This is a genomic window from Flavobacterium sp. WC2416 (assembly GCF_041200095.1).
Taxonomy (GTDB): domain Bacteria; phylum Bacteroidota; class Bacteroidia; order Flavobacteriales; family Flavobacteriaceae; genus Flavobacterium.
This window is the reverse complement of record NZ_CP165626.1, coordinates 3,552,401-3,574,981: the sequence shown is the minus strand read 5'-3', so window position 1 is coordinate 3,574,981 and position 22,581 is coordinate 3,552,401. Positions and strand designations below refer to the sequence as shown.

General features: G+C 32.8%; 21 protein-coding genes. 6 read left to right on the top strand and 15 right to left on the bottom strand.

Annotated elements, in window-relative coordinates; all coding sequences use genetic code 11:
* Nucleotides 1–9: 9 nt before the first annotated feature.
* Nucleotides 10–789, bottom strand: a complete 780-nt coding sequence (locus tag AB3G39_RS15135) for a zinc ribbon domain-containing protein (protein WP_367757503.1) — start codon at nt 787–789, stop codon at nt 10–12.
* A gap of 4 nt (nt 790–793) precedes the next feature.
* Entirely contained in the window at nt 794–1,888 is a 1,095-nt protein-coding gene (locus AB3G39_RS15130) for a Nif3-like dinuclear metal center hexameric protein (protein WP_367773813.1), read from the bottom strand.
* Between the two features lie 112 nt (nt 1,889–2,000).
* Between AB3G39_RS15130 and lpxK the strand changes: the two genes are divergently transcribed.
* Nucleotides 2,001–3,026 (top strand): tetraacyldisaccharide 4'-kinase, encoded by a 1,026-nt coding sequence (gene lpxK, locus AB3G39_RS15125; RefSeq protein WP_369765575.1) that lies wholly within the window; start codon nt 2,001–2,003, stop codon nt 3,024–3,026.
* Nucleotides 2,998–3,810 (top strand): purine-nucleoside phosphorylase, encoded by an 813-nt coding sequence (locus AB3G39_RS15120; RefSeq protein WP_367773817.1) that lies wholly within the window; start codon nt 2,998–3,000, stop codon nt 3,808–3,810. The genes lpxK and AB3G39_RS15120 overlap by 29 nt, the downstream gene beginning before the upstream one ends.
* On the opposite strand, the gene AB3G39_RS15115 is transcribed toward AB3G39_RS15120, so the two are convergent.
* The 13 genes from AB3G39_RS15115 to AB3G39_RS15055 form a co-directional block, all read right to left on the bottom strand.
* Nucleotides 3,797–5,980, bottom strand: coding sequence for an ATP-binding protein (locus AB3G39_RS15115; protein WP_369765574.1), 2,184 nt, complete (start codon nt 5,978–5,980; stop codon nt 3,797–3,799). The two genes, AB3G39_RS15120 and AB3G39_RS15115, sit on opposite strands and share 14 nt — an antisense overlap.
* 18 nt (nt 5,981–5,998) lie before the next feature.
* Nucleotides 5,999–6,994: a type I glyceraldehyde-3-phosphate dehydrogenase gene (gene gap, locus AB3G39_RS15110; protein WP_369765573.1), complete on the bottom strand. Its 996-nt coding sequence runs from the start codon at nt 6,992–6,994 to the stop codon at nt 5,999–6,001.
* 59 nt (nt 6,995–7,053) lie between these two features.
* The gene (lipA, locus tag AB3G39_RS15105; protein WP_367773823.1) at nt 7,054–7,923 is read right to left on the bottom strand and encodes a lipoyl synthase; all 870 of its coding nucleotides are present in this window, start codon (nt 7,921–7,923) and stop codon (nt 7,054–7,056) included.
* A 268-nt stretch (nt 7,924–8,191) separates the two neighbouring features.
* Complete coding sequence (locus AB3G39_RS15100) at nt 8,192–9,016, bottom strand: energy transducer TonB (protein WP_369765572.1); 825 nt, start codon at nt 9,014–9,016, stop codon at nt 8,192–8,194.
* Nucleotides 9,017–9,192: 176 nt separating this feature from the next.
* On the bottom strand, nt 9,193–9,744 hold the full coding sequence (locus tag AB3G39_RS15095) for an RNA polymerase sigma factor (RefSeq protein WP_367757518.1): 552 nt from the start codon (nt 9,742–9,744) through the stop codon (nt 9,193–9,195).
* Complete coding sequence (locus tag AB3G39_RS15090) at nt 9,735–10,841, bottom strand: glycosyltransferase (RefSeq protein WP_369765571.1); 1,107 nt, start codon at nt 10,839–10,841, stop codon at nt 9,735–9,737. The genes AB3G39_RS15095 and AB3G39_RS15090 overlap by 10 nt, the downstream gene beginning before the upstream one ends.
* Before the next feature lie 88 nt (nt 10,842–10,929).
* A complete protein-coding gene (locus AB3G39_RS15085; protein WP_369765570.1) occupies nt 10,930–11,544 on the bottom strand; it encodes an FMN-binding negative transcriptional regulator in 615 nt (204 codons plus the stop codon).
* A gap of 30 nt (nt 11,545–11,574) precedes the next feature.
* Entirely contained in the window at nt 11,575–12,588 is a 1,014-nt protein-coding gene (gene murB / locus AB3G39_RS15080) for a UDP-N-acetylmuramate dehydrogenase (RefSeq protein ID WP_367773830.1), read from the bottom strand.
* A gap of 48 nt (nt 12,589–12,636) precedes the next feature.
* Nucleotides 12,637–14,484, bottom strand: a complete 1,848-nt coding sequence (gene asnB / locus AB3G39_RS15075) for an asparagine synthase (glutamine-hydrolyzing) (protein ID WP_369765569.1) — start codon at nt 14,482–14,484, stop codon at nt 12,637–12,639.
* Between the two features lie 2 nt (nt 14,485–14,486).
* Complete coding sequence (locus AB3G39_RS15070) at nt 14,487–15,554, bottom strand: glycosyltransferase (protein WP_369765568.1); 1,068 nt, start codon at nt 15,552–15,554, stop codon at nt 14,487–14,489.
* 8 nt (nt 15,555–15,562) lie between these two features.
* The gene (locus tag AB3G39_RS15065; RefSeq protein ID WP_369753243.1) at nt 15,563–16,243 is read right to left on the bottom strand and encodes a DUF2461 domain-containing protein; all 681 of its coding nucleotides are present in this window, start codon (nt 16,241–16,243) and stop codon (nt 15,563–15,565) included.
* Nucleotides 16,244–16,253: 10 nt separating this feature from the next.
* On the bottom strand, nt 16,254–16,949 hold the full coding sequence (locus AB3G39_RS15060) for a thioredoxin domain-containing protein (protein ID WP_369765567.1): 696 nt from the start codon (nt 16,947–16,949) through the stop codon (nt 16,254–16,256).
* A 73-nt stretch (nt 16,950–17,022) separates the two neighbouring features.
* The gene (locus AB3G39_RS15055) at nt 17,023–18,102 is read right to left on the bottom strand and encodes a DNA replication/repair protein RecF (RefSeq protein ID WP_369765566.1); all 1,080 of its coding nucleotides are present in this window, start codon (nt 18,100–18,102) and stop codon (nt 17,023–17,025) included.
* A gap of 246 nt (nt 18,103–18,348) precedes the next feature.
* Between AB3G39_RS15055 and AB3G39_RS15050 the strand changes: the two genes are divergently transcribed.
* The 4 genes from AB3G39_RS15050 (at nt 18,349) to AB3G39_RS15035 (ending at nt 22,563) form a co-directional block, all read left to right on the top strand.
* Entirely contained in the window at nt 18,349–19,122 is a 774-nt protein-coding gene (locus AB3G39_RS15050) for a tol-pal system YbgF family protein (RefSeq protein WP_367773844.1), read from the top strand.
* A 102-nt stretch (nt 19,123–19,224) separates the two neighbouring features.
* Nucleotides 19,225–19,797, top strand: coding sequence for a 6,7-dimethyl-8-ribityllumazine synthase (ribH, locus tag AB3G39_RS15045; protein WP_367757536.1), 573 nt, complete (start codon nt 19,225–19,227; stop codon nt 19,795–19,797).
* 166 nt (nt 19,798–19,963) lie between these two features.
* Nucleotides 19,964–21,814 carry a DNA mismatch repair endonuclease MutL gene (gene mutL / locus AB3G39_RS15040; RefSeq protein WP_369769478.1) on the top strand — a complete coding sequence of 617 codons (1,851 nt, stop codon included), beginning with the start codon at nt 19,964–19,966 and terminating at the stop codon, nt 21,812–21,814.
* Nucleotides 21,811–22,563, top strand: a complete 753-nt coding sequence (locus tag AB3G39_RS15035; protein WP_369753245.1) for a rhomboid family intramembrane serine protease — start codon at nt 21,811–21,813, stop codon at nt 22,561–22,563. The genes mutL and AB3G39_RS15035 overlap by 4 nt, the downstream gene beginning before the upstream one ends.
* Nucleotides 22,564–22,581 lie beyond the last annotated feature (18 nt).

Sequence of the window (22,581 nt, the reverse complement as noted above, 5' to 3'; positions counted from 1 at the left end):
TAAATATAATTAAAATTTAGAAAATAACTTTTCCATTTTCTCTTTTTCTTCGTCGGCTAATAAACTGTCGACTAATATTCTTCCTGAATGCTCATCAGTGATGATTTTTTTTCTTGAAGCTATCTCCACTTGAGTTTGTGGTGGGATAGTAAAGAATGAACCTGCCGAAGCTCCTCTTTCGATAGATACAACTGCTAAACCATTACGAACGCTAGTTCTAATTCTAGTGTAAGCTGCTAATAATCTTTCTTCGATAAGGTTTTGGTATTCACCAGATTTCTCTGTTAAAAATGCTTCTTCCTTAGCAGTTTCTGCCATGATAGCATCTAACTCAGATTTTTTATGTTTCAAATGATTAGATTTTACTTCTAATCTTTCTTTTGACTGAGAGATTACTTCTTTCTTATGTTCGATCGAAGCTTTCATTTCTTTAATATGCTTTTCAGCTAATTGAATTTCAAGTTCTTGAAACTCAACTTCTTTTGTTAAAGAGTTAAATTCTCTGTTGTTACGAACAGTTTCTTGTTGTTTTGTGTACTTTTTAATGCTCTCTTTGTGCTCGTCAATTGCATTCTTTTTTGATTTGATAAGGTCCTCGATTACTTCAAGTTCGCTTTTCAATTTTTCAGAACGGGTGCTTAAACCAGCAACTTCATCTTCTAGATCTTCCACTTCAAGAGGAAGTTCACCTCTTACATTTCTAATTTCGTCAATTCTAGAGTCAATCAATTGTAAATCGTAAATTGCTCTTAACTTGTCCTCAACACTTAATTCTTTCGTATTCGCCATATTCTTATAAGTACTTAACTGGATTTGTATTTTCTTCAGATAAAATGATTGCAAAATTAAGGATTTTTTTCCGAAGAAAATCAACAATATAATTTTTTGTATAGCGTTCGCTCTCAAAATGTCCAATATCTGCCAAAAGTAGTCGATTTTCGGCTTCATAAAACTGATGATACTTCAAATCGGCCGTCAAAAATGCATCAGCTCCAGCTGAAATTGCATTTTTTATGGCATAACTGCCAGATCCTCCCAGTACAGCCACTTTTTTTATTGGCTTTCCTGTAAATGTAGAATGTCGAATTCCATCGGATAGCATTTTTTCTTTTACTAAATTTAAAAAATCTTTTTCATCCATGGGAACTTCAAATTCGGCAATCATTCCTAATCCGATGTTTTGATGTTTATTTTGAAGTTCATACACTTCATAAGCCACTTCTTCATAAGCATGACTTTTAAAAAGGGCTTTTAAGATTTTTGATTCTAAATATTTTTCAAAAGTAACTTCAATTTTGATTTCCTCTCCTTCTACAAATTCAAAGCGTTCTCCTAATTGTGGATTGCTATGTTCATTGCCCATATAAGTACCAATCCCCTTAGAGTTGAAACTGCAATCTTCATAATTCCCTATTTGTCCTGCACCAGCATCAAAAAGTGCATTTCTCACTTTTTCGGCATTTTCTGGAATAGTGTAGGTGACTAGTTTACGAATGAAATTTTGTTTTGGAATTAAGATTTTGGAATTTTTCAACCCAAGGGCATCACAAAATATTTTATTTACGCCATCGGGATGGTTGTCTAAAGCAGTATGCACAGCATAAATGGCAATATCATTTTTTATCGCTTTGATCACAGTTCGTTCTACGTAATTTTTTCCAGTGATTTTTTTTAAACCGGAGAAAAGTATGGGATGAAAACAAACAACCAAATTGCATTTTTCAGCAATGGCTTCCTCAATTACATTTTCTAATGCGTCATGACAAACTAGAATTCCAGTAGCTTCGGTTTCTTGATTACCAACTAACAAACCCACATTGTCAAAATCTTCAGCATAGGCGAGTGGAGCCATTTCTTCCAGTACTAAAAGGATTTCTTTTATTTTCATGGTATTTGAGTTTAGCGTTTTCAGTTTGAATTTTGATGATTGACTCTCTTTAAACTTTAAACAAAAGAGACAAAATATTTATTTCAAAGATAATTTATTATACTTTCGTAAAATGAATTTACTGAGAAAAATACTCTTTCCTTTTGCCATTATATATGGTTTGATCACGAGTATTCGGAATTTTCTGTATGATAAAGGAGTTTTGAAATCCTTCTCTTTTGATTTGCCCACTATTGTTGTAGGGAATCTAAGTGTTGGGGGAACCGGGAAAACGCCACAGATAGAATATTTAATTCGGTTGCTTTCAGACTCTTATAAAGTAGCTACATTGAGTAGAGGCTATAAAAGAAAATCAGAAGGCTTTATTTTGGCCGACGCTTCTTCTAATGCGGAGATTTTAGGCGACGAACCTTTTCAATATTATCAAAAATTTAAAAATATTTTTGTTGCTGTTGATGCCAATCGTAAAAACGGAATAGAGCAATTACTTTTGCAAAAGCAAAAACCAGAAGTGATTTTATTAGATGATGCGTACCAACATCGTAAAGTAAAAGCAGGTTTTTATATTTTGCTAACCACTTATGGAGAATTATATTCGGATGATTTTATGCTTCCTACAGGAAATTTAAGAGAGAGTAGGAGTGGAGCTAAAAGGGCTAATATTGTTATTGTAACTAAGTGTTCAGTAGATCTTTCGCTTGACGAAAAACAAAGCATAAGAACTAATTTAAAACTGGAACCCAATCAAGAACTGTATTTTACAGGAGTTGAATATGATACTTTTGTGTATTCTAAAAATAAAAAAATAGTAGTAAGCGAAATTAAAGGTATTGACACTGTGCTATTGGCAGGAATTGCTAAGCCAAAACCATTTTTTAATTATTTGAAAGAGGAAAATACAGTATGTTTAACTTTTCCAGATCATCATCATTTTGCACCAAAAGATATTTTAGAAATTAAAAACTTATCTTTAAATAAAATCATTATTACTACCGAAAAGGATTATGTTAGATTAAAAGAAAGTATTCCTGAAGATAAGCTTTTCTATTTACCAATTAAAAGTAAGTTTCTAGGGGAAAGTGAAGCGTTTAAAAAAACAATACTAAATTATGTGGGAACAAGTTCAAGAAACAGTTAGTTATATAAATAATATTAATCATTTCAATCCAGAGTATGGAGTGATTTTGGGTTCAGGATTAGGGAGTTTTACAGACGATATTGTGGTTGAATTTACGCTACCTTATAATGAGATTCCAAATTTCCCTGTGTCCACAGTTCAAGGTCATAAAGGAGCATTGGTTTTTGGAACTATTGGAGACAAAAAAGTGGTCGCTATGCAAGGGCGTTTTCATTTTTATGAAGGCTACTCTATGAAAGAAGTCACTTTTCCAATTCGTGTTTTGAAGTTTTTGGGAATAAAAAAATTGATTGTTTCCAATGCTTCTGGTGGAGTAAATCCTAATTATAGAATTGGAGAAATTGTAATTATAAAAGACCATATAAATTTCACACCCGAACATCCTTTGCGCGGAGCAAATGACGAACGTTTTGGACCTCGATTTGTGAACATGAGTGAACCTTATTCTAGGAAAATGGTTGCTAAAGCCAAAGAGTTGGCTTTAAATTTAAATATTGAAGTGAAAGACGGAATTTATTTAGGACTACAAGGTCCTAGTTTTGAGACTTTGGCTGAATATAGAATGGTGAAAATTTTAGGTGCTGATTGTGTCGGAATGTCTACTGTTCCTGAAGTTATTGTAGCGCGTCACATGGATTTAGAAACCTTTGGGATATCAGTAATAACTGACATTGGTGATGAAGATAACATCGATAGTATATCACATGATGAAGTTTTAGAAGCGGCGCAAAATGCAGAACCTAATGTAAGAAAGTTAATTAGAGAATTGATTATGAAATACTAGACTTTGAAAGGTTGTTTGCTATTGAAGCATAGAACTCTTCAGGTACAAAAGGTTTTGTGATTACATCATTCATTCCATAAGATAAAAGCATTTCTCTGTTTTCATCTAGTGAAATTGCAGTTAAAGCTATTATAGGAAGTCTTTTGTTGAATTCTCTGATTTTTTGGGTTGCAATAGTTCCATTTATCCCAGGCAAATGGACATCCATTAAAACTAAATCATATTGATTGTTTTTTACGGATTCAATTGCATCCTCTCCATTGTCAATAATTTTACAAATAACGCCTTTGTATTCTAACATTTTTTGAGTGATCATTTGGTTTATTTTATTGTCTTCGACTAATAGTATTTTTTTGTTTTTAAATATTATGTCTTCGTACATTTTTGGTTTTTCAACAATAGGTAATAGTTGGTCATCCACTCTAAAGTCTAAGTTAAATGAAAATGTAGAACCTTTACCAAGTTCGCTTTCTAACTTTATTTGACCACCTAAAATTTTTATTAATTTTTTTACAATGGTTAACCCTAAACCAGTACCACCATATTTACGATTTATCTCTACAGACCCTTGAGAGAAGCTTTCAAATACTGTTTTTTGCTTGTCTTTTGGTATTCCTATGCCCGTGTCAGTTATTTCAAATAATAAAGCAGCATTTTTGTTTTTCAATGCTGTCATTTTTGCATTTACATTTACCTTTCCATCTTTTGTGAATTTAAGTGCGTTATTGATTAAATTCATAAATATCTGTGATAATTTTGTTGGATCTCCAATCAAATTATCGGGAATGTTTGAATCAATTTCTAAGGTAAAGTCAATATTGTTGCTTTTAGCTAATCCTTTCAAAGAGTTTTTTATGTCTTCTAGTAAATTTTTAATATTGAAGTTGATATATTCAATTTCAACTTTGTTCGAATCAATTTTATTAATCTCTAATATTTCATTAATGAAGGTGGCTAGGTAATTCCCTGAAAATTTTAAAGAAGATAAATAATGCAATTGCGATTTTTTTGGGTTCTCTTCTAATAGTAAATGGGTAATTCCATTTATGGCATTCAAAGGAGTACGCAGTTCATGACTCACAGTAGATAAAAATTCAGATCTTGCTTTAGATGCTTTTTCTGTTTTCTCTTTTTCTATTAATAACTCATTATTTTTTTCCTTTAGTAATAAATTGGATTTATTACGGATAATATTGTTCTTATAAAGAGACAGGCTCAACAGGGATAAAATTGAGATTAATGAAATGGATAAAATATTTATCAGTTTAGAGAATTTATTGGTTTTAGCTTTCTCTAAATTTTGTTTGTTTATTTTTTCAATTTTCTTTAGTCGCTGCGTTTCTTTGAAATTTTCGTAATCGTCTATTCCAAGTTTTTCATTATTTAAAATTGCAATACTTTCTTTTAAATTTAAATGCTGTTTTAAATAGGCATAGGCATCACTCTTGTCCAACATTTTTTCGTAGACAGAACTTAAAGCTAGAAGTATATTCGATTTTTGTTCAAGATTATCTTGTTTTGAATTTAATTCTAATGCCTTATTGTAGTAAGTTAAGGCTAAATTGTTGCGATTATTTTCCTCTTCAATGAGTCCTATTTGATAAGAGGCTTCGGCTTTTATATTTAAAAATGCAGGGTTGTCTGGTTTTGCAATTATGGTATTAAAAATTGAAGAGGCCATTTTTTTATTGCCTTTATTTTTAAAAATAATTCCTTTTTGAAGGTTTATAAGGTCGTCATAGTCGTTAATTTTTAATGCTTTATAAATAGATTGGGCTTTATTAAAACAAATTTCGGCTGCGCTATAATTTGATTTTCCAATATGAGAAAGTCCAAGATAATAATAAGTATTGGCGTAACTCGGGGTTGGTTTTGTAGTTTCAAATAAAGCGATACTCTCAGAAAAAATCTCGATCGCATCATTGTACTTTTTTAAAGTATAGTAAATCTCCCCTAATTTAAATGTTTGATTTGCTTGGTCGATTATGCTACCACTCGTTTCGCTGAAATTTATTGCTTTTTGAGTATAAAAAAGGGCGTTTTTATATTTGTTGTTTTTTATATTTTCATGCGCTAAGTTTGTGTAAAACTCAATACTATCCTTACTCTCATTAGTTTGAGAGTATAGAAATGAATTAAAAAAAACGAGATAAACCAAAAAGTATTTCATTTAAAGCTTTTTTTCGAATTAGTTTTTAGTGTATAATATTAAATCAATTATTCGAGATGAATATCCAATTTCATTATCATACCAACCTACTACTTTTACCATTTTATCAATTACAGAGGTTAACTGCGCATCAAAAAGGCATGAGTTTTTATTTCCAATTATATCAACTGAAACAATTGGGTCTTCAGTATAATCCATGATCCCTTTAAAGTCACCTTGAGCGGCCAATTTAAAAGCTTCATTGATTTCGCTTATTGTTACGGCACGTTTTACATTAAATGTGATGTCGGTCAATGAGCCATCCGGTACAGGGACACGAATACCACACCCTCCAATTTTACCTTCTAATAAAGGAAAAATTTTCGTTAATGCCTTTGCCGCTCCAGTTGTTGTAGGTACAATGGATTGACTTGCGCCACGAGCTCTGCGTAGATCTTTATGGGGCTGATCGTGCAAACTCTGGTCTGTTGTATAGGAATGAATTGTGGTGATGTAAGCTTGTTCAATACCACAAAGTTCATTTATTATTTTAATCATTGGTGCTGCATTATTTGTTGTGCAACTTGCATTCGAAATAATGGTTTCAGTTCCATCAAGAATATTTTCATTTACTCCTAGAACTACTGTTTTGATAGTATCTACTTCTGACGGAGCGGATAGAATTACTTTTTTTGCACCAGCAATAATATGTCTGCTCAGCTCTTCGTGCGTTTTATATTTACCCGTAGATTCTATAACATAATCAATGCCTATATTTTTCCAGTCTAAATCGGAAATGTTTTTCTCATGAAAAAATAAAAAATGGTTGTCATCAACTATAATTCCCTTTTCATCAGAACGTACTAAGTTAGGTAAAACTCCGTGAATACTGTCGTATTTTAATAAATGTGCCATTGTTTTTGTATCTGCTATATCATTTATAGCAACAACAACAATGTCAGGATGGTTTAAAAGTAATCGAAATAAATTTCGACCTATTCTTCCAAAACCATTTATTGCAATTCTTGTTTTCAAATGTATTCGTTTAATCGTTTATTTGGTTAACCGATTAACCGATTAAACAAATGAACTACTTATAAAATATGTTTTTGTGCTTTATATGATGAACGTACAAGTGGTCCACTTTCAACATGTCGGAAACCTAATTCCAAACCAAATTTTTCATAAATAGCAAATTGATCCGGAGTTATGAATTCTTTAACTGGCAAGTGTTTTTTACTCGGTTGTAAGTATTGACCTATTGTTACTACATCAACATTTGCAGCGCGAAGGTCTCTCATGGTTTGAAAAACTTCCTCTTCTTGCTCTCCAAGTCCTAACATAATTCCCGACTTCGTTCTATTTATCCCTTTTTCTTTTAAGTATCTCAATACTTCTAAGCTTCTGTCGTATTTTGCTTGAATACGCACTTCACGAGTCAATCTGCGTACCGTTTCTACGTTGTGAGAAACCACTTCAGGATTGGCTTCTACAATACGGTCAATATTTCTTTCGATACCTTGAAAATCAGGAATCAAAGTTTCTAAAGTCGTGTTAGGATTCATTCTACGAATGGCTTTTACTGTTTCTATCCAAATGATAGATCCACCATCTTTTAAATCGTCTCTATCCACACTTGTAATTACAGCATGCTTGATGTTCATAATTTTTATAGAACGAGCTACTTTCTCTGGTTCATCCCAGTCCACCGTTTCAGGTCTTCCAGTTTTTACACCGCAAAATCCGCAAGAACGCGTACAGGTATTTCCTAAAATCATAAATGTAGCAGTCCCTTCACCCCAACATTCACCCATATTTGGGCAGCTTCCTGATGTGCAAATGGTGTTTAAACTATATTTATCAACTAAGCCTCGAAGCTCAGTATATTTTTTTCCTATTGGTAACTTTACCTTCAGCCATTTTGGTTTAGCAGTCGGTAAAGAATTATCTAAAACAGTTTCCATAAATCAATTTTCAAAGTACAAAGATATGGAATGTTGTTTTAAAATAGACTGTTTAAACTGTGAAGCTTACCGAAAGTTTTTTTTAAAAGGTTTTGTTTTTTAGGAGCTATTTCCAGCTATCCGCTAAATCTTTTATAAAGGGCACTATTAAAAAACAGTAACCTTTATAAAAGGATAACGCTTCTATCTGGGCTAGGGATGTAGTTGCTTGACTATTATTTATATAATAAAAAAAGCAGAACGTACTAGTTCTGCTTTCTAAATGTATTTAATGCATTTGCACGGTAATGGGTAGATTGTAAGAGGTTCTAACGGCTTTTGAATTGATCATGCCTGGAGACCATTTGGTTCTCATTGATTTTAAAACGCGTATTGCTTCTCTACCTAATCCATAACCTGGCTCGTTTTTTACTTGAATATTAGACATACTACCATCTTTTTCAACTACGAATGAAACATAAATCCGAATGCTACTTTCTCCATTTACCTCTGGACTTTCAAAATTCTTACCAATATAATTGTAGAATTTATTTATTCCGCCTGGAAATTCAGGCATTTTATCTAGAATTGCAGTTGTTACTACAGTGTCACCATAATCTACCGGTGCACTGATTACGGTGACATTTCCTTGAGAAGGAGTTGTGCTAGTACCAATAGTTCCAGTTCCATCAGTTGTGTTTTTAATTATTGTAGTGCTTTCAACAGTTGTAGCAAGATCTGGAGTAGCCAGTGGCCCTTTTACTATAACAGGATTTGTGAGTTGTTTTTTGTCAATGGATTCTAATGGCTTTTGGGTAAGAGTTTTAGGTAGAATCTTTTCTTCCTGTTTTTTTACTTGTGGCTGCACCGTTGTTAGTTGAATGATCTCGTCGATGGGTTCAATAATTGTTGCTGTCGCAGTAGTAATTAGATTAAAAAAACTTAAAACTCGGGGTATGCTGATAAGTGAAGCGCAAAGTAGTACTCCCATAAAAAGCGCCAATATAGAAGTTTTGGCATTTTCCTTACGCAGTTGATACGCACCATATTCTTTGTTTCTGTTTTCGAAAACTAGATTAATCCAGTTGGCTTCGTAAAGGCTTTGTTTTGACATAATTTATGGATTTAATGGTTAGGTAGCATTTAAATCATAAGCATATGGTGTTTATTAACAGAACGAAAACGGTAGGAAATTTATTGTTTAAAAAAGTTAATATTTTAAAAAATAAACAATGATAATCTTAAGTAATTTTTATTTGTTTATTTTTTTAACTAAAAATAGAAAATTAATTATCTTTTGTCCCTGATAATCTCGGCCAATAATTTTTTGGCGCGAAGCAATTTTACTTTTACATTACTTAATGGCTCGTCAATTGCATTGGCAATTTCTTGATAACTCATTTCTTGAAAATAACGCAACTGAATTACCTCTTGATAGTGAGGTTTTAATTCTTTGATGAATTGCAATAAGCGAGAAAGATTTTGCTCTGTAATCAATTCATCTTCAGCAGATGGGGTCGTATCTGCTATATTGTATGCCTTTTGATCTTCTTTGTCAGTGATCTCTACAAAAAGACTAGATTTTTTTTTGCGTAATAAATCAATATGTACATTTTTAGCAATGCTAATTAACCAGGTGTTAAACTGAAATTCTGGATTGTAAGACGCTATTTTGTCAAATGCTTTAGAGAAGGTTTCAATAGTAATATCCTCAGCATTGGTTTCATTTTCGGTGCGCTTAAGCATGAAACCATATACTTCATTCCAATAGTGATTCAAAAGAAAGGTAAAGGCAGCTTGATCTCCTTTTTTGGCTTTCTCTATTTGATTTGTTATTTCCAATTTACTGGTTTTGATACAATATTAGATATAAAAATATTAATCTGCGTGAATATAAGTAGTATTTCAACGACTGGGAACCAATATTTTAAATCTTTTTCTTTTAATTTTCCTGCTGAAAATCCCACAACGATCCAAGCACATAAATATCTTATGAATAATAATGCTAATACTAATATCCACTGGAACTGGAAACTCAACAATATAATTGGTAAAATGATAAATAATAATTGGGAACAATAAAATGCACCTAGCTGCAACTGGTCTATCTTTTTATAATGACTGGCTGTGGCGATGTGTCTTCTTTTTTGGATTAACCAATCTTTATAGGACGTTTTTGGTTTAGAATAAGTGAAGCTTTCTGGTGTGTAAGCAATTGTTGTGTTTTTAGAGGTGGCCGCTTCATTAATAAATAAATCGTCATCTCCAGAACGAACTTGAATGTGATTAATAAAGCCATTTACATTAAAAAACTCCTCCTTTTTATACGCAAGGTTTCTACCAACGCCCATATAGGGATGTCCGATTTTTGCCCAGGAAAAGTATTGAATAGCAGTAAGTAGCGTTTCAAAACGGATTATTTTATTAAGTAATGAATTAGTGATTTTTTCATATCCGCCATACCCTAAAACAATTGTTTTTTGCATAGTGAATTGGGAACTCATTGCAGTGATCCATTCTTTCGATGTTGGATAACAATCGGCATCCGTAAAAAGCAAATAGTCTTTTTTGGCCGCTTTTATACCCAGTGTTAGGGCGTATTTTTTATTACCCCAGAAAGCTTCGTTGTTTTCTACTTTTACCAAGCGAATATTAGAATATTCTTTCTCAAAAGCTTCAAAGAGCTCCAAAGTACCATCACTAGAGGCATCATCTATTAAGACGATCTCAAAATCAGGATAGTTTTGTTCTGCTAGTAACGGAATAAATTTCGCTACATGTTCTTCTTCATTTTTGGCACAAACAATTACCGAAATCGGAATTCTTTTAGGTGTTATTTTTTGCGATTTTGCAAAAGCAAATTTCCCAAAAACACCCAAATAATACGAAAGTTGAATAGCGACAATAACAATAAAAAAGTAAAGAATCAGTATAAGCATCAGAGTTTAATGAGTTATTTAAATCGTGTGCAAAGGTATGAATAGAATTATGAATTCTTAATTTTAAATTATTGAATTTTAAAAGAATTTATCTAGGGCATTTCTTCATTTCATTTGCTATTGAAATAGAATCTCTATTTTGTGTTTTTTCTAACTCTGTAATGATGTTTTCGTAGTTTTTTTCATCACGGTTTTGAGATAGTTTTTTGGTAGCTTCAATTGCTGTAACTTCTATCTCAAAAGCTACAATCCCGCGGACTTGCCTCATTGTTTTTGAAGATAAGTCCTCTACTCTAATGGGGTTTTCTGAGTTTTTCTCGTATTTGTCAACTAGTTTTTTTAAAGAGTTTATAGCTTCTTCTTCTTCTACTATCTTAATTTTCCCATATACATGTACGGCTAGATAGTTCCAAGTAGGAACGTTTTCATGGTCATACCACGATGAGGAAATGTAACTATGTGGTCCCGAAAAAACAGCTAAAACACTATCGTTTTCTTCAAATCCTTTCCATTGCGGGTTCTCTTTGGCAATGTGCCCGTGCAAAATTTGTTTTCCGTCTTTATTGATATCGAGCTCTAGAGGAATATGAGTAGCACATAGTTTCCCGTTTGTTTGATTGATTAGAATACCAAAACTATTTTCTTGAAGAAATTGCTTGATTTCTTCGTGATTCTCGTTTTTATAAATATTAGGAGTGTACATTTTGTAACTAGTATTAATGCTTAATAAAAACTAAATAACGTTTACTTCGGCTTCAATATGAATACCAAAAGTCTTAAAAATAGTATCTTGAATGGTCTTTGATACTGCTAGAATTTCTTGTCCAGTGGCATTGCCATAATTGACTAATACCAGTGCTTGGTTCTTATGAATTCCGGCATCACCAAAACGTTTCCCTTTAAAGCCAGCTTGTTCAATAAGCCATCCTGCAGGTACTTTAACTTCCGTTTCAGAGACTTCGTAATATTTCATTTCGGGAAATTGTTGATGTATTTTCTCGAAATCTGTTTTTAAAAGAATTGGATTTTTAAAAAAACTTCCGCTATTTCCTAGTTCTTTTGGATCCGGTAATTTACTTTGTCGAATTGCAATTACCGCATTACTAACGTCTTTTAATGAGGGGTTAGTGATGTTGTTTTTTTCTAATTCTCCCAAAATGTCACCATAAGAAGTGTTGATTTTATGATTGCGTTTGGTCAGTTTAAATACTACAGATGTAATGATGTATTGATCTTTGGCGACATTTTTAAAAATGCTTTCACGGTATCCAAAATGACATTCCTCTTTTATAAAATTTTTTATTTCTTGATTTTCAATCGTAATCGCTTTACAAGAAACAAAGGTGTCCTTGATTTCGGTTCCATAGGCACCAATGTTTTGGATAGGTGTTGTTCCTACATTACCGGGAATTAAGGACATGTTTTCAAGTCCGCCAAAATTTTGTGCAATAGTCCATAATACAAATTCATGCCAGTTCTCTCCAGCTTGACTTTCCACCCAAACAAAATCATCGTTTTCCTGGATTATTCTTTTTCCTTTTAAATCAATGTGAAGTACTAGTGCATTGATGTTTTGTGTTAACAACATGTTGCTTCCGCCACCAAGTATGAATTTTTTTGCGGTTTTATTTTGTTTTAAAATAGATGTAAGGTCAGTAACATTTTGTACGTTGACAAATTGTTTTGCACTGGCTTCTATACCAAATGTATTGTAGTTTTTTAGGGAGAAATTATGTAGTATTTCCATAAAAGAAATTTCTTTTTTAATGTTGTAATTTGAGACCAAAAGTAAGGATTAAAATTTAGTTGTATAACTTTTCATCCACATGTGCATCATAAATAAGGGCATTATGTAGGAAACCATTCTTGTGTCTCCTTGCTGTAAATTCTTAATAAGTTTGGCACTATTTATATTTTCTAAATAAGGCATTTTAAAAATTTCACTTTTAGAAAACGATTCTAATTCATCTTTAAAAGCGGGACTTTTTACTAAATAATCTCCCCAAGGTGCGCTAAGGCCTACTTTTTTAAATTTTAAAATAGCTTCAGGTAATCGATTTTCCATGGCCGTTTTTAAAATGAATTTTCCTTTTTTACCTGTAAATAGCCATTTATCATCCAATGAGCCTAAACCTGCAATCAATCTTTGATCTAGAAAAGGTTCTCTACATTCAATGGAAGCGCCCATAGTGGCGCGATCGTTTCTATATAATAAAGAACGCAAATAGGTTTGTTGGTCAAAATAAAGCGCTTGTCGTCTTAAATTGTCGGGATATAATTCTTTTGCTTCTTTGTACGTTTTACGTCTGAATTCGTTTTTGGGCTCGTTGTGAATACCATACACCTTCGAAATATCTTCAGGATAGATATTGCAACTATTATACATAATCAGATCTTGTTTTTTGCTGATTTTAGCATATCGAATTAGTTTTTCGTACCGTGGTTTTTTTTCAAACCCGCCTAGACTTCCTATACTTGAAATTGAACTTAGTATGCTTGGAAATTGTAATGCTTTGTAACGTACATAACCTCCCATTAATTCGTCGGCTCCTTCACCAGAGAGCAATACTTTTACCTTTGGTTTTGCTAATTCAGAAATAGCCAAAAGATGCGGTTCGTTTAGGTGCATTATGGGTTCGTCTTGAAAATAAGTAGCTTTAACTAGGTTTTCATATAAGTCTTGATCTTCCAGTTTTAAGGTGTTAAAACGGTAATCGAACTTTTCAGTTAACATTTTGGCTAAATGAGATTCGTTGTGCTCTTCCTCTTTAAATCCGATGTTAAAAGTTTGTATGTTTTTATATTTTTGTTCGTGTAAAGAAGCTAAAATAGAAGAGGAGTCGAGTCCTCCACTAAGTAAAATTCCAACAGGAACATCACTTACCATCCTTAATTTTACAGAATCATCAAAAGTTTCTCTAAACCATTCAATAGGATTTTCAATTCTAGGATGGTTTTGAATCTCAGTTTTTAAATCCCACCATTTTTCGTTGACTACTTTTCCACCTTCGTGGATAGTCATTATATGCCCTGGTAAAACCTTTTTTATATTTTCATATAAGGTATTGTCACCAGCTACAAAGCGGTTAAAAATATATTCTTCAAGTCCATCTTGCGCTACTTTTAGAGGCAGTCCAGCAGTGAAAAGTGCTTTTTGTTCGGATGCAAAATAAAAACTCTCATTGTAAAAAGAACAGTATAATGGCTTAACACCCATTCGATCTCGTACAACTGTTAATTGCTTTTTTAATTTATCCCAAATAGCAAATGCAAACATCCCGTTTAAGCGATGAAGCATTTTTGAACCATGCAATTGGAATAGTTTTAACAGAACTTCTGTGTCTGATCCTGTTTTTATATCAAAACCGTTGCTCTTTAACTCAGGATAAAATTCTTTAAAATTGTAAATTTCACCATTGTACACCATGACAAACCGTTCGTCATCGGATAAAAAGGGTTGATGTCCTGCAGCAGAAACATCTAATATTGATAAGCGTCGATGTCCTAGTCCGATATTATTTTCCACGAAAATACCTTTATCATCTGGACCACGATGTTCTAATGCGTCGCGCATTTTTGTAAGAATGCGACTGTCTATTTTTCTTTGGGATTGTAAATGAAAGATCCCGTTTATTCCACACATAGCTAATTATTTTTTGCGGTATTTATTAATTCATGGTATTTGCTAGCTATGATAGCCATATTGGTATTGTAATCAGCATGTTCTTCGACAAATTCTCGATTGCTTACTATGGCTTTATTTCGATGTTCCTCGTTTTTAAAAGACCATATTAATTCTTCGGCAAGCATTTTGTAATCATCAACAGTTATAAGTTGGCCATTTTTACGATGTTGTATCCAACTTTGGTTACCCGCAATATCTGTTACAATAGGGTAGCAAAGTGTCGCCATTGCTTCAAATAATGAGGCCGATACTCCTTCGGTTGTAGGCATGCTTATGTAAACATTAGAATCTTGTAATAATTTTGGTAATTCAGTATTTGGAATTCTTCCCATAAATCGAACTTTGTTTTCAATATTTAATTTTTTTGCTAATTTTTTCAATCCATGAAGTTCAGTTCCATCTCCTACTATAGTAAGTACGAAGTTGATTCCTTTTTGGTTTAAAATAGCAAAAGCTTTTAAAACAATATCATGACGGTATTCAGGTAGCAGTGAACGCGTAACGATAGCGCATATTGTGTTGCTTTTCGCAGTATTTTTATTTCCAAATTTCTTTAAATCAATTCCTTTTGGTAGTATCATTACTTTATCCATGTCTACATTGGCTTCGATCATGGAAACCGTCATTGCAGGTCCCCAAGCATGGATAAGAGTAGCTTTTTTAAAGGCATAGTTTTGTATTGCTTTTTTGAAAGGATATAAAGGGGAGTTTTCAGGCCATAAATCAGTGCGTCCTTGTTGTGCGATGACTACTGGTTGTACTCCGCATAAGGCTGCTAGAAAGCCATAGCTTGTGGTTCTTTCGGCAATAACCATGTCCGGTTGTTCGGCCTTAATAATTTTTTTTATTTTAAATATAGAAAATTGAAATTCGAAAATACGCAGGATTCGGTTCATGAAAGTCCCACAAGGTGTTTTTAGTTCCCAGCTGACAATTTCAAAATCTCCAAAATCTTTTAGGCCATTTGTCCAAGTAATGGCATCGGCTCTATAGGTTTCTCCAAGAAAAAGTATTTTCCTTTTTTTCATCTAGATACTTAAAATTCATCTGTAGATAAAGCTCTACCTATGAATTCGTTTAATGGTTTTAGTAGGATCAATTTTTTACTCGCTTTAGAAATAAAATCTTTTTTTGTAATATCCTCGTAGTTAATTTTATGAGAAGCTTCAAAACTTTTTAGTTTTAATAATTCAATTGCAGGATGTTCTTTTTCATAGCCTCGAGGAGGGTTTTTTAAAGTGCTTCTTTCGTTTCTGTCAAAATCTACAAAGGTTTTTTTGAATTCACTTTCATTAAGAACTTCTTCTAAATCCTCATAAAAGAATGCAATTTCTTTGCGTATTTTTTTTAGTTCCTCTGCTTCAGGTGAATACAGTCCGCCAGCAATAAATGCTACTTCTTTTTCTAAGTGTACGTAGTAGCCGGGTCTATTTTGTCCTTTTATTCTGCCACAAGGTAACCAAATACCAAGGTGTGTTTTATAAGGCGTTTTGTCTTTAGAAAATCGAATGTCTCTATTGATTCTAAAGGTACAATTTTTTACTTCAAGCATCTCTAGTGCTGGATCTAAAGGTTTCATAACGTCAAGAAAATCAGAAACGAATTGCTGATAGTCTTTTTTGACTGCTTCGTATCTTTTTTTGTTTTCCAAGAACCAATCTCTATTGTTATTGGCTTTCAAGTCTTCTAGGAATTGTAAGGTATCTTTTGATAGCATTTTGGGGCTATTATAATTGTTTTTTTAAATCATCTTCGCTTATGAAACCGGCATGTTTCCATTTTAGTTCTTTATTTTCATAAAGCAGTAAGGTAGGAAGTTCCTCAATTTTCATTTCATGCATTAGCGTTTTGTTTTCGTCCGCATTCAATCGAATAATAACTACTTTATCACTCATTTCGGTTTGCATTTTAGAAAGGTAAGGAGCCATCTTTTTGCAAGGAGCACACCATTCTGCATAGAAATCGATCAAGACTTTTTTATCCGTATTTAATAATTTATTGTATTCTTGACTGCTCATTCCTACGATTTTATCTGTTGGTTTCGATAGCCCTGCAGCATCCCATTTTAAAAAACCTCCTTCGAGTTCGTATATATTGGTAAAGCCTAATTCTTGAAGTTTTTCAGTTGCTTTTGCACTTCTTCCACCACTTTTACAATACACAAAAACGGGTTTTGTTTTGTCAAGATTTTCTGCATCTTTGACGAAACTATTTCCAAGCCAATTGATGTTTTTAGCATTTTCTATATGTTCTGATGCAAATTCCTCTGAGGTACGTACATCCAAAATTTGGGGGTTTTCTGTTGTTTTTATTTTTTCTGCAAAAGCTGGAGCATCAATTGTTTTGGTATTTTTAGATGTTTGTCCATTACATGATAAAATGATAGAAGAGACGAGTACAGTAAAAATTTGAAAAAATTTCATTACAAATAGTATTTAAAAAATTGAAATGCTAAATTAAGTAAATTATAAGTATTCGAAGGTCATAAAATGCAAATCATAAGTTAAATATTTTATAGGACTGATGCGTTGATTTTACAATAGCTTCGGTGCGTTCAGGATGGGTGTCGGAAATAAATAATTGTCCGAAAGTTTCGCTGTTGACCATTTCAATAATTTTGGCAACCCGACTTTCGTCTAATTTATCAAAGATATCATCGAATAATAAAATAGGTTTAACACCACTTTGTTTTTTTAAAAATTCAAATTGAGCTAATTTTAAAGCAATAAGAAAAGACTTCTGCTGGCCTTGAGATCCAAATTTCTTGATGGGATGACCATCTATTTCAAAGGATAAATCATCTTTATGTGTCCCAACACTTGTGTAATGTAAAGCTCTGTCTTTATTAATGTTTTCTTGTAAAAGAGTCAATAAGTTTTTTTCGAATAAATGACTTTCATATACAAGTTGTACTGTTTCTTGAGAACCTGTTATCGCATGATGGTGTGCATTGAAAATAGGGATGAATTCAGCTATAAACTCTTTTCTCTTTTTAAAAATATAATCACCATATCCATTGAGTTGTTCATTATATATAGAGAGAGTGTCATTTTCAAAAACATGATTCAGTGCAAAATATTTTAATAGTGCATTGCGTTGACTCATTACTTTTTGATACTGGATCAGCTGTTGTAGGTAATTTGGGTTCAATTGAGAGATGACACTGTCCATAAATTTCCTTCTGGTTTCACTGCCTTCCACAATTAAATCCCTATCAGCGGGTGATATTATAACAAGAGGAATGAATCCTATATGATCTGAAAATTTATCGTAAGCCTTGCCATTGCGTTTTAATACTTTTTTCTGTCCTTTCTTTAAACTACATACTACCTGCTCTGACCGTTCATTTTTTATAAACTCAGCATCAATCACGAAAAATTCTTCGCCATGTTTGATGTTTTGGACAGCCAATGGATTGAAATAACTCTTTCCGTACGATAAATGATAGATAGCATCCAATACATTGGTTTTACCAATACCGTTTTTACCTACAAAACAAATTATTTTACCGTCAAACTCGAAGTTGGCTTCTGAAAAATTTTTGTAATTGAATAAGGATATTTTTTTTAAATACATCTTTTAAAGCTTGCTGGTATGGAAGAGTTTGTTGTTTTTTAAAATGACTTTTAAAGTGGGCGCAAATTATTGAAAAATATCGATATAAAGGGTATTTAGCGCTTTTCTGTTTTAAATGTTTTTGCTTTTTACCGAAGCAGTACTTGTATAAAAGCTTATTTTTTTTATTATAAATATAAAATTCCTTTTTTTTTGCGTCGGTTTGAATAAAAATTTTATTTTTGCGGTTCACTAAATTAAATTTAAATGGCTACTTACAGTAAAAGAGGATATAAAGCACCAAAAGAGAAAGAAGTAAAAGATGGAGTTGAAGAAGTAATTGTTGATGAAAAAGACAGTGTTACAGCAGGTGTATTTTCTACATTAGATGAAACTGCTTCAAAAACAGAAGATTTTGTTGCCAAAAACCAAAAATTCATCATTGGAATTGTTGGAGCTGTCGCTTTGGTAACCATTGGTTATTTAGTTTATCAAAAATTTATTGCTGAACCAAAACAAACGGAAGCTGCTGAGGAAATGTTTGTTGCACAACAAAATTTCCAACAAGCTACAGATGGTGTTGCAAGTGATTCACTTTATAAGTTGTCATTGAATGGATCTGAAGGTAAATTTGGATTTTTAAAAATTGCTGATGAATATTCAGGAACTGATGCGGGAAATTTAGCTAATTACTATGCGGGTATGGCGTACTTAAATACAGGTAAATATACAGAAGCGATTGATTATTTGAGTAAATTCAAATCAGAAGATATTGTATTGGGAGCTTTGGCAAAAGGAGCAATTGGTGATGCTTATTCTCAAAAGAACCAGCCAAAAGAAGCTTTGGAAAACTATATTAAAGCAATAGAAGCAAATAAAAATGATTTTACTACTCCACGTTTCTTATTGAAAGCTGGAAAAACAGCTTTGGCTCTAGGTAAAAAAGAAGATGCATTGAAATATTTTACTGATATTAAAGATAATTTTGATTCATCTCCAGAAGCGGCTTCTGTTGATGGTTTAATTGGATTGGCTCAATAGTAAAAAGTTTTAAGATTACTTGTTGTAGATTTTAGATTGTTGATTCAACAAGCTATCTTTAACATCTGAAATCAAAAAAATAATATTAAAATTGACAATCAAATGGCAACAGTAAATAAAAATTTATCCGTTTATGACAAAAATGCAGTTCCTAATGCGAAAGATTTTCGTTTTGGAGTTGTTGTTGCTGAATGGAATGAAGTAATAACTGAAGGGCTTTATAATGGAGCTCATGAAGCTTTTTTAGACAATGAAGTTCCTGCGAATCATATCATCAGATGGAATGTTCCAGGCAGCTTTGAACTTATTTATGGATGCAAGAAGATGTTGCAAACCCAAAATGTAGATGCTGTAATCGCTATTGGATGTGTAATTCAGGGACAAACCAAACATTTTGATTTTGTTTGTGAGGGCGTAACTCAAGGAATTAAAGATTTGAATGTTCAAACGGATATTCCAGTTATTTTTTGTGTCCTTACTGATAATACGATGCAACAGTCAATAGATAGAAGTGGTGGTATTCACGGAAACAAAGGTACTGAAGCGGCAATTGCGGCTATTAAAATGGCCTACATTCGTCAACAAGCCTCTTTGGCGCATGAGTATAAAAAACAAACATTACTGTCTTCTGGTCAATTACAAATCGAAGATTTGCCGTTGAAACTAGAAGAATAAAAAAGTAAATAATTAATTATGAAACCTATACTGTTCTAAAAATAGTATAGGTTTTTTTTGTTTTATTTATGATGGAACGGACTATTAAACCGAGTAGAAATTCATTAAATTTGTGCTTACGGTTTTAAAAAATGGAAACCTTAAACTTTAAAACTTATATTTATTAATGTCGAGTATAATCCAATTACTTCCTGATCACGTTGCGAACCAAATTGCTGCTGGAGAAGTGGTGCAAAGACCGGCTTCAGTAGTCAAAGAATTACTCGAAAACGCGGTTGATGCTAGAGCTACAGATATTAAGTTAATCATAAAAGATGCTGGTAAAGCTTTGGTTCAAGTTATTGACAACGGTTTAGGGATGAATGTAACTGATGCTCGATTGTGTTTTGAGCGTCATGCTACATCAAAAATCCGTCAAGCCGAAGATTTATTTTCATTACACACAAAGGGTTTTCGCGGTGAAGCATTAGCTTCTATTGCTGCTATTGCGCATGTTGAAATGAAAACCAAGCAAGATCAACAGGAATTAGGAACTCAAATTGTGGTGGAAGGCAGTAAATTTATGTCACAAGAAGTGGCTGTTCTACCTAAAGGAACTTCATTTGCGGTTAAAAATTTATTTTTTAATATTCCGGCTCGTCGTAATTTTTTAAAATCAGATACCGTAGAATACCGTCACATTATTGATGAGTTTCAACGTGTCGCATTGGCACATCCCAATATTTATTTTACTTTTTATCATAATGGGAGTGAGATGTTCAATTTACCTTCCGCTAGTTTAAGACAAAGAATTGTCACTATTTTTTCGGGTAAAACCAATGAAAAATTAGTTCCTGTTCAAGAAGAAACTGAAATCGTAACTATTCAAGGGTTTGTAAGTAAACCTGAATTTGCTAAAAAGAATAGGGGAGAACAGTTTTTCTTTGTTAATGACCGATTTATAAAAAGTGGCTATCTGCATCATGCCGTTATGGCTGCCTACGATGGTATTTTAAAAGATGGAGCACAACCGAGTTATTTTTTATACTTAACGGTTCCGCCTAATACGATAGATATCAATATTCATCCTACTAAAACCGAGATTAAGTTTGACGATGAACATGCTTTATATGCCATTTTACGAGCATCCATTAAACACAGTTTAGGGCAGTTTAATGTGTCGCCAGTTTTGGATTTTGATCGTGATGCAAACTTGGATACGCCTTACAGTTATAAAGATGCCAAAGGAGAAACTCCTACAATTCAGGTTGATAGTACTTTTAATCCATTTTCGGATGACAAAGTAAATAAACATTATTCTAGTTATAAAAAACCAGAATCTACGGCCAATTGGGAAAGTTTGTATGTGGGTTTAAAACAAGATTCTGATGTTTTTACAAGTAATACTGATTTTTCATTTGAAACGGATGAGGTAACTGGATCTTTGTTTAATGACGAAGAGGTAGAGCAAGCAGTTCATAATTCGTACCAAATTCATAAAAAATATATTGTTTCGCCTATAAAATCAGGAATGGTTATTGTAGATCAACAGCGTGCACATCAACGTGTTTTGTATGAGCAGTTTTTGACAAATATGACAGTTCATCAAGCATCAAGCCAGCAATTATTATTTCCATTGGATTTGTTTTTTTCATCCACTGAGATGGATCTAATTGAAGAATTAAAACTTTCTCTGGTTAATACCGGTTTTGTTTTTGAAGAAACAAATTCAGATCATGTGGTTATTTCTGGAATTCCAGTCAATGTGACTGAAAGTGAGGTTTCGATGGTGTTAGAACAATTATTGAGTGATTTACAGGATGGAATTCCTGAAAGTAGTTTTAGCCAAAATGATACAATAGCAAAATCAATGGCCAAAAGTTTGGCTGTAAAAACAGGAACGACTTTAACAATAAAAGAACAAGAAAACTTGGTTAACGGTCTTTTTGCCTGTAAAGATCCCAATGTTTCCCCTTTTCAAAAACCGACTTTCATCACGATGCGTGTGGAAGATTTAGATAAAAAATTTGCACTATGAGAAATGTAACCGAAACGGTAAAACAATTAATTATAATTAATATCCTATTTTTTATAGGAACACAAATTGTTGGAGACGCTGCTTACCAAATGTTGGCGATGTATTTCCCGGAAAACACTAATTTTCAATTTTGGCAACCTATCACGCATATGTTTATGCATGGAGGATTTATGCATATTTTCTTCAACATGTTTGCATTATATTCTTTTGGTTCGGCTTTAGAGCATTATTGGGGAGGTAAGAAGTTTCTATTCTTTTATTTCTCTTGCGGCTTAGGAGCGGCACTATTGCATACGGGAATAAACTATTATTATTTTCAAGAGGGAATGAATACATTAATGGCTAATGGTTTTTCTAAAGTGGAAGTATTACAACTTTTAAATGAAGGGAAAATTAATACACAATGGCAACAATTGTTGTCTCCATCGGAATTTCAAAATTTCACTAGTGCCTATATGGGGACTGTAGTTGGGGCTTCTGGAGCTATTTACGGTGTTATTGTCGCTTTTGCATTTATGTTTCCTAATGCAGAGTTGGCTTTGATGTTTATTCCTATACCAATTAAAGCAAAGTATTTTGTTCCAGGATTAGTTTTAGTAGATTTGTATTTAGGGGTTTCTGGACAATCTATTTTTGGAAGTGGTGGGCCAGGAATCGCCCATTTTGCGCATGTTGGTGGTGCTTTATTTGGGTTTTTGATTTCATGGTATTGGAAAAAAAATCAGTTTGATGGCAATCGTTGGAATTAATAGGGGTTATTTGTAAAT

Bases quoted from the DNA above. Each gene is read 5' to 3' on its own strand.
- AB3G39_RS15060 (WP_369765567.1), bottom strand. From the start codon at position 16,949: ATGAAATTTTTTCAAATTTTTACTGTACTCGTCTCTTCTATCATTTTA.
- AB3G39_RS15065 (WP_369753243.1), bottom strand. From the start codon at position 16,243: ATGCTATCAAAAGATACCTTACAATTCCTAGAAGACTTGAAAGCCAAT.
- AB3G39_RS15070 (WP_369765568.1), bottom strand. From the start codon at position 15,554: ATGAAAAAAAGGAAAATACTTTTTCTTGGAGAAACCTATAGAGCCGAT.
- mutL (WP_369769478.1), top strand. From the start codon at position 19,964: ATGTCGAGTATAATCCAATTACTTCCTGATCACGTTGCGAACCAAATT.
- AB3G39_RS15050 (WP_367773844.1), top strand. From the start codon at position 18,349: ATGGCTACTTACAGTAAAAGAGGATATAAAGCACCAAAAGAGAAAGAA.
- lpxK (WP_369765575.1), top strand. From the start codon at position 2,001: ATGAATTTACTGAGAAAAATACTCTTTCCTTTTGCCATTATATATGGT.
- AB3G39_RS15100 (WP_369765572.1), bottom strand. From the start codon at position 9,016: ATGTCAAAACAAAGCCTTTACGAAGCCAACTGGATTAATCTAGTTTTC.
- AB3G39_RS15120 (WP_367773817.1), top strand. From the start codon at position 2,998: ATGTGGGAACAAGTTCAAGAAACAGTTAGTTATATAAATAATATTAAT.
- AB3G39_RS15135 (WP_367757503.1), bottom strand. From the start codon at position 789: ATGGCGAATACGAAAGAATTAAGTGTTGAGGACAAGTTAAGAGCAATT.
- asnB (WP_369765569.1), bottom strand. From the start codon at position 14,484: ATGTGTGGAATAAACGGGATCTTTCATTTACAATCCCAAAGAAAAATA.
- AB3G39_RS15035 (WP_369753245.1), top strand. From the start codon at position 21,811: ATGAGAAATGTAACCGAAACGGTAAAACAATTAATTATAATTAATATC.
- lipA (WP_367773823.1), bottom strand. From the start codon at position 7,923: ATGGAAACTGTTTTAGATAATTCTTTACCGACTGCTAAACCAAAATGG.
- AB3G39_RS15055 (WP_369765566.1), bottom strand. From the start codon at position 18,102: ATGTATTTAAAAAAAATATCCTTATTCAATTACAAAAATTTTTCAGAA.
- AB3G39_RS15130 (WP_367773813.1), bottom strand. From the start codon at position 1,888: ATGAAAATAAAAGAAATCCTTTTAGTACTGGAAGAAATGGCTCCACTC.
- murB (WP_367773830.1), bottom strand. From the start codon at position 12,588: ATGGAAATACTACATAATTTCTCCCTAAAAAACTACAATACATTTGGT.
- AB3G39_RS15115 (WP_369765574.1), bottom strand. From the start codon at position 5,980: ATGAAATACTTTTTGGTTTATCTCGTTTTTTTTAATTCATTTCTATAC.
- ribH (WP_367757536.1), top strand. From the start codon at position 19,225: ATGGCAACAGTAAATAAAAATTTATCCGTTTATGACAAAAATGCAGTT.
- AB3G39_RS15085 (WP_369765570.1), bottom strand. From the start codon at position 11,544: ATGTACACTCCTAATATTTATAAAAACGAGAATCACGAAGAAATCAAG.
- AB3G39_RS15090 (WP_369765571.1), bottom strand. From the start codon at position 10,841: ATGCTTATACTGATTCTTTACTTTTTTATTGTTATTGTCGCTATTCAA.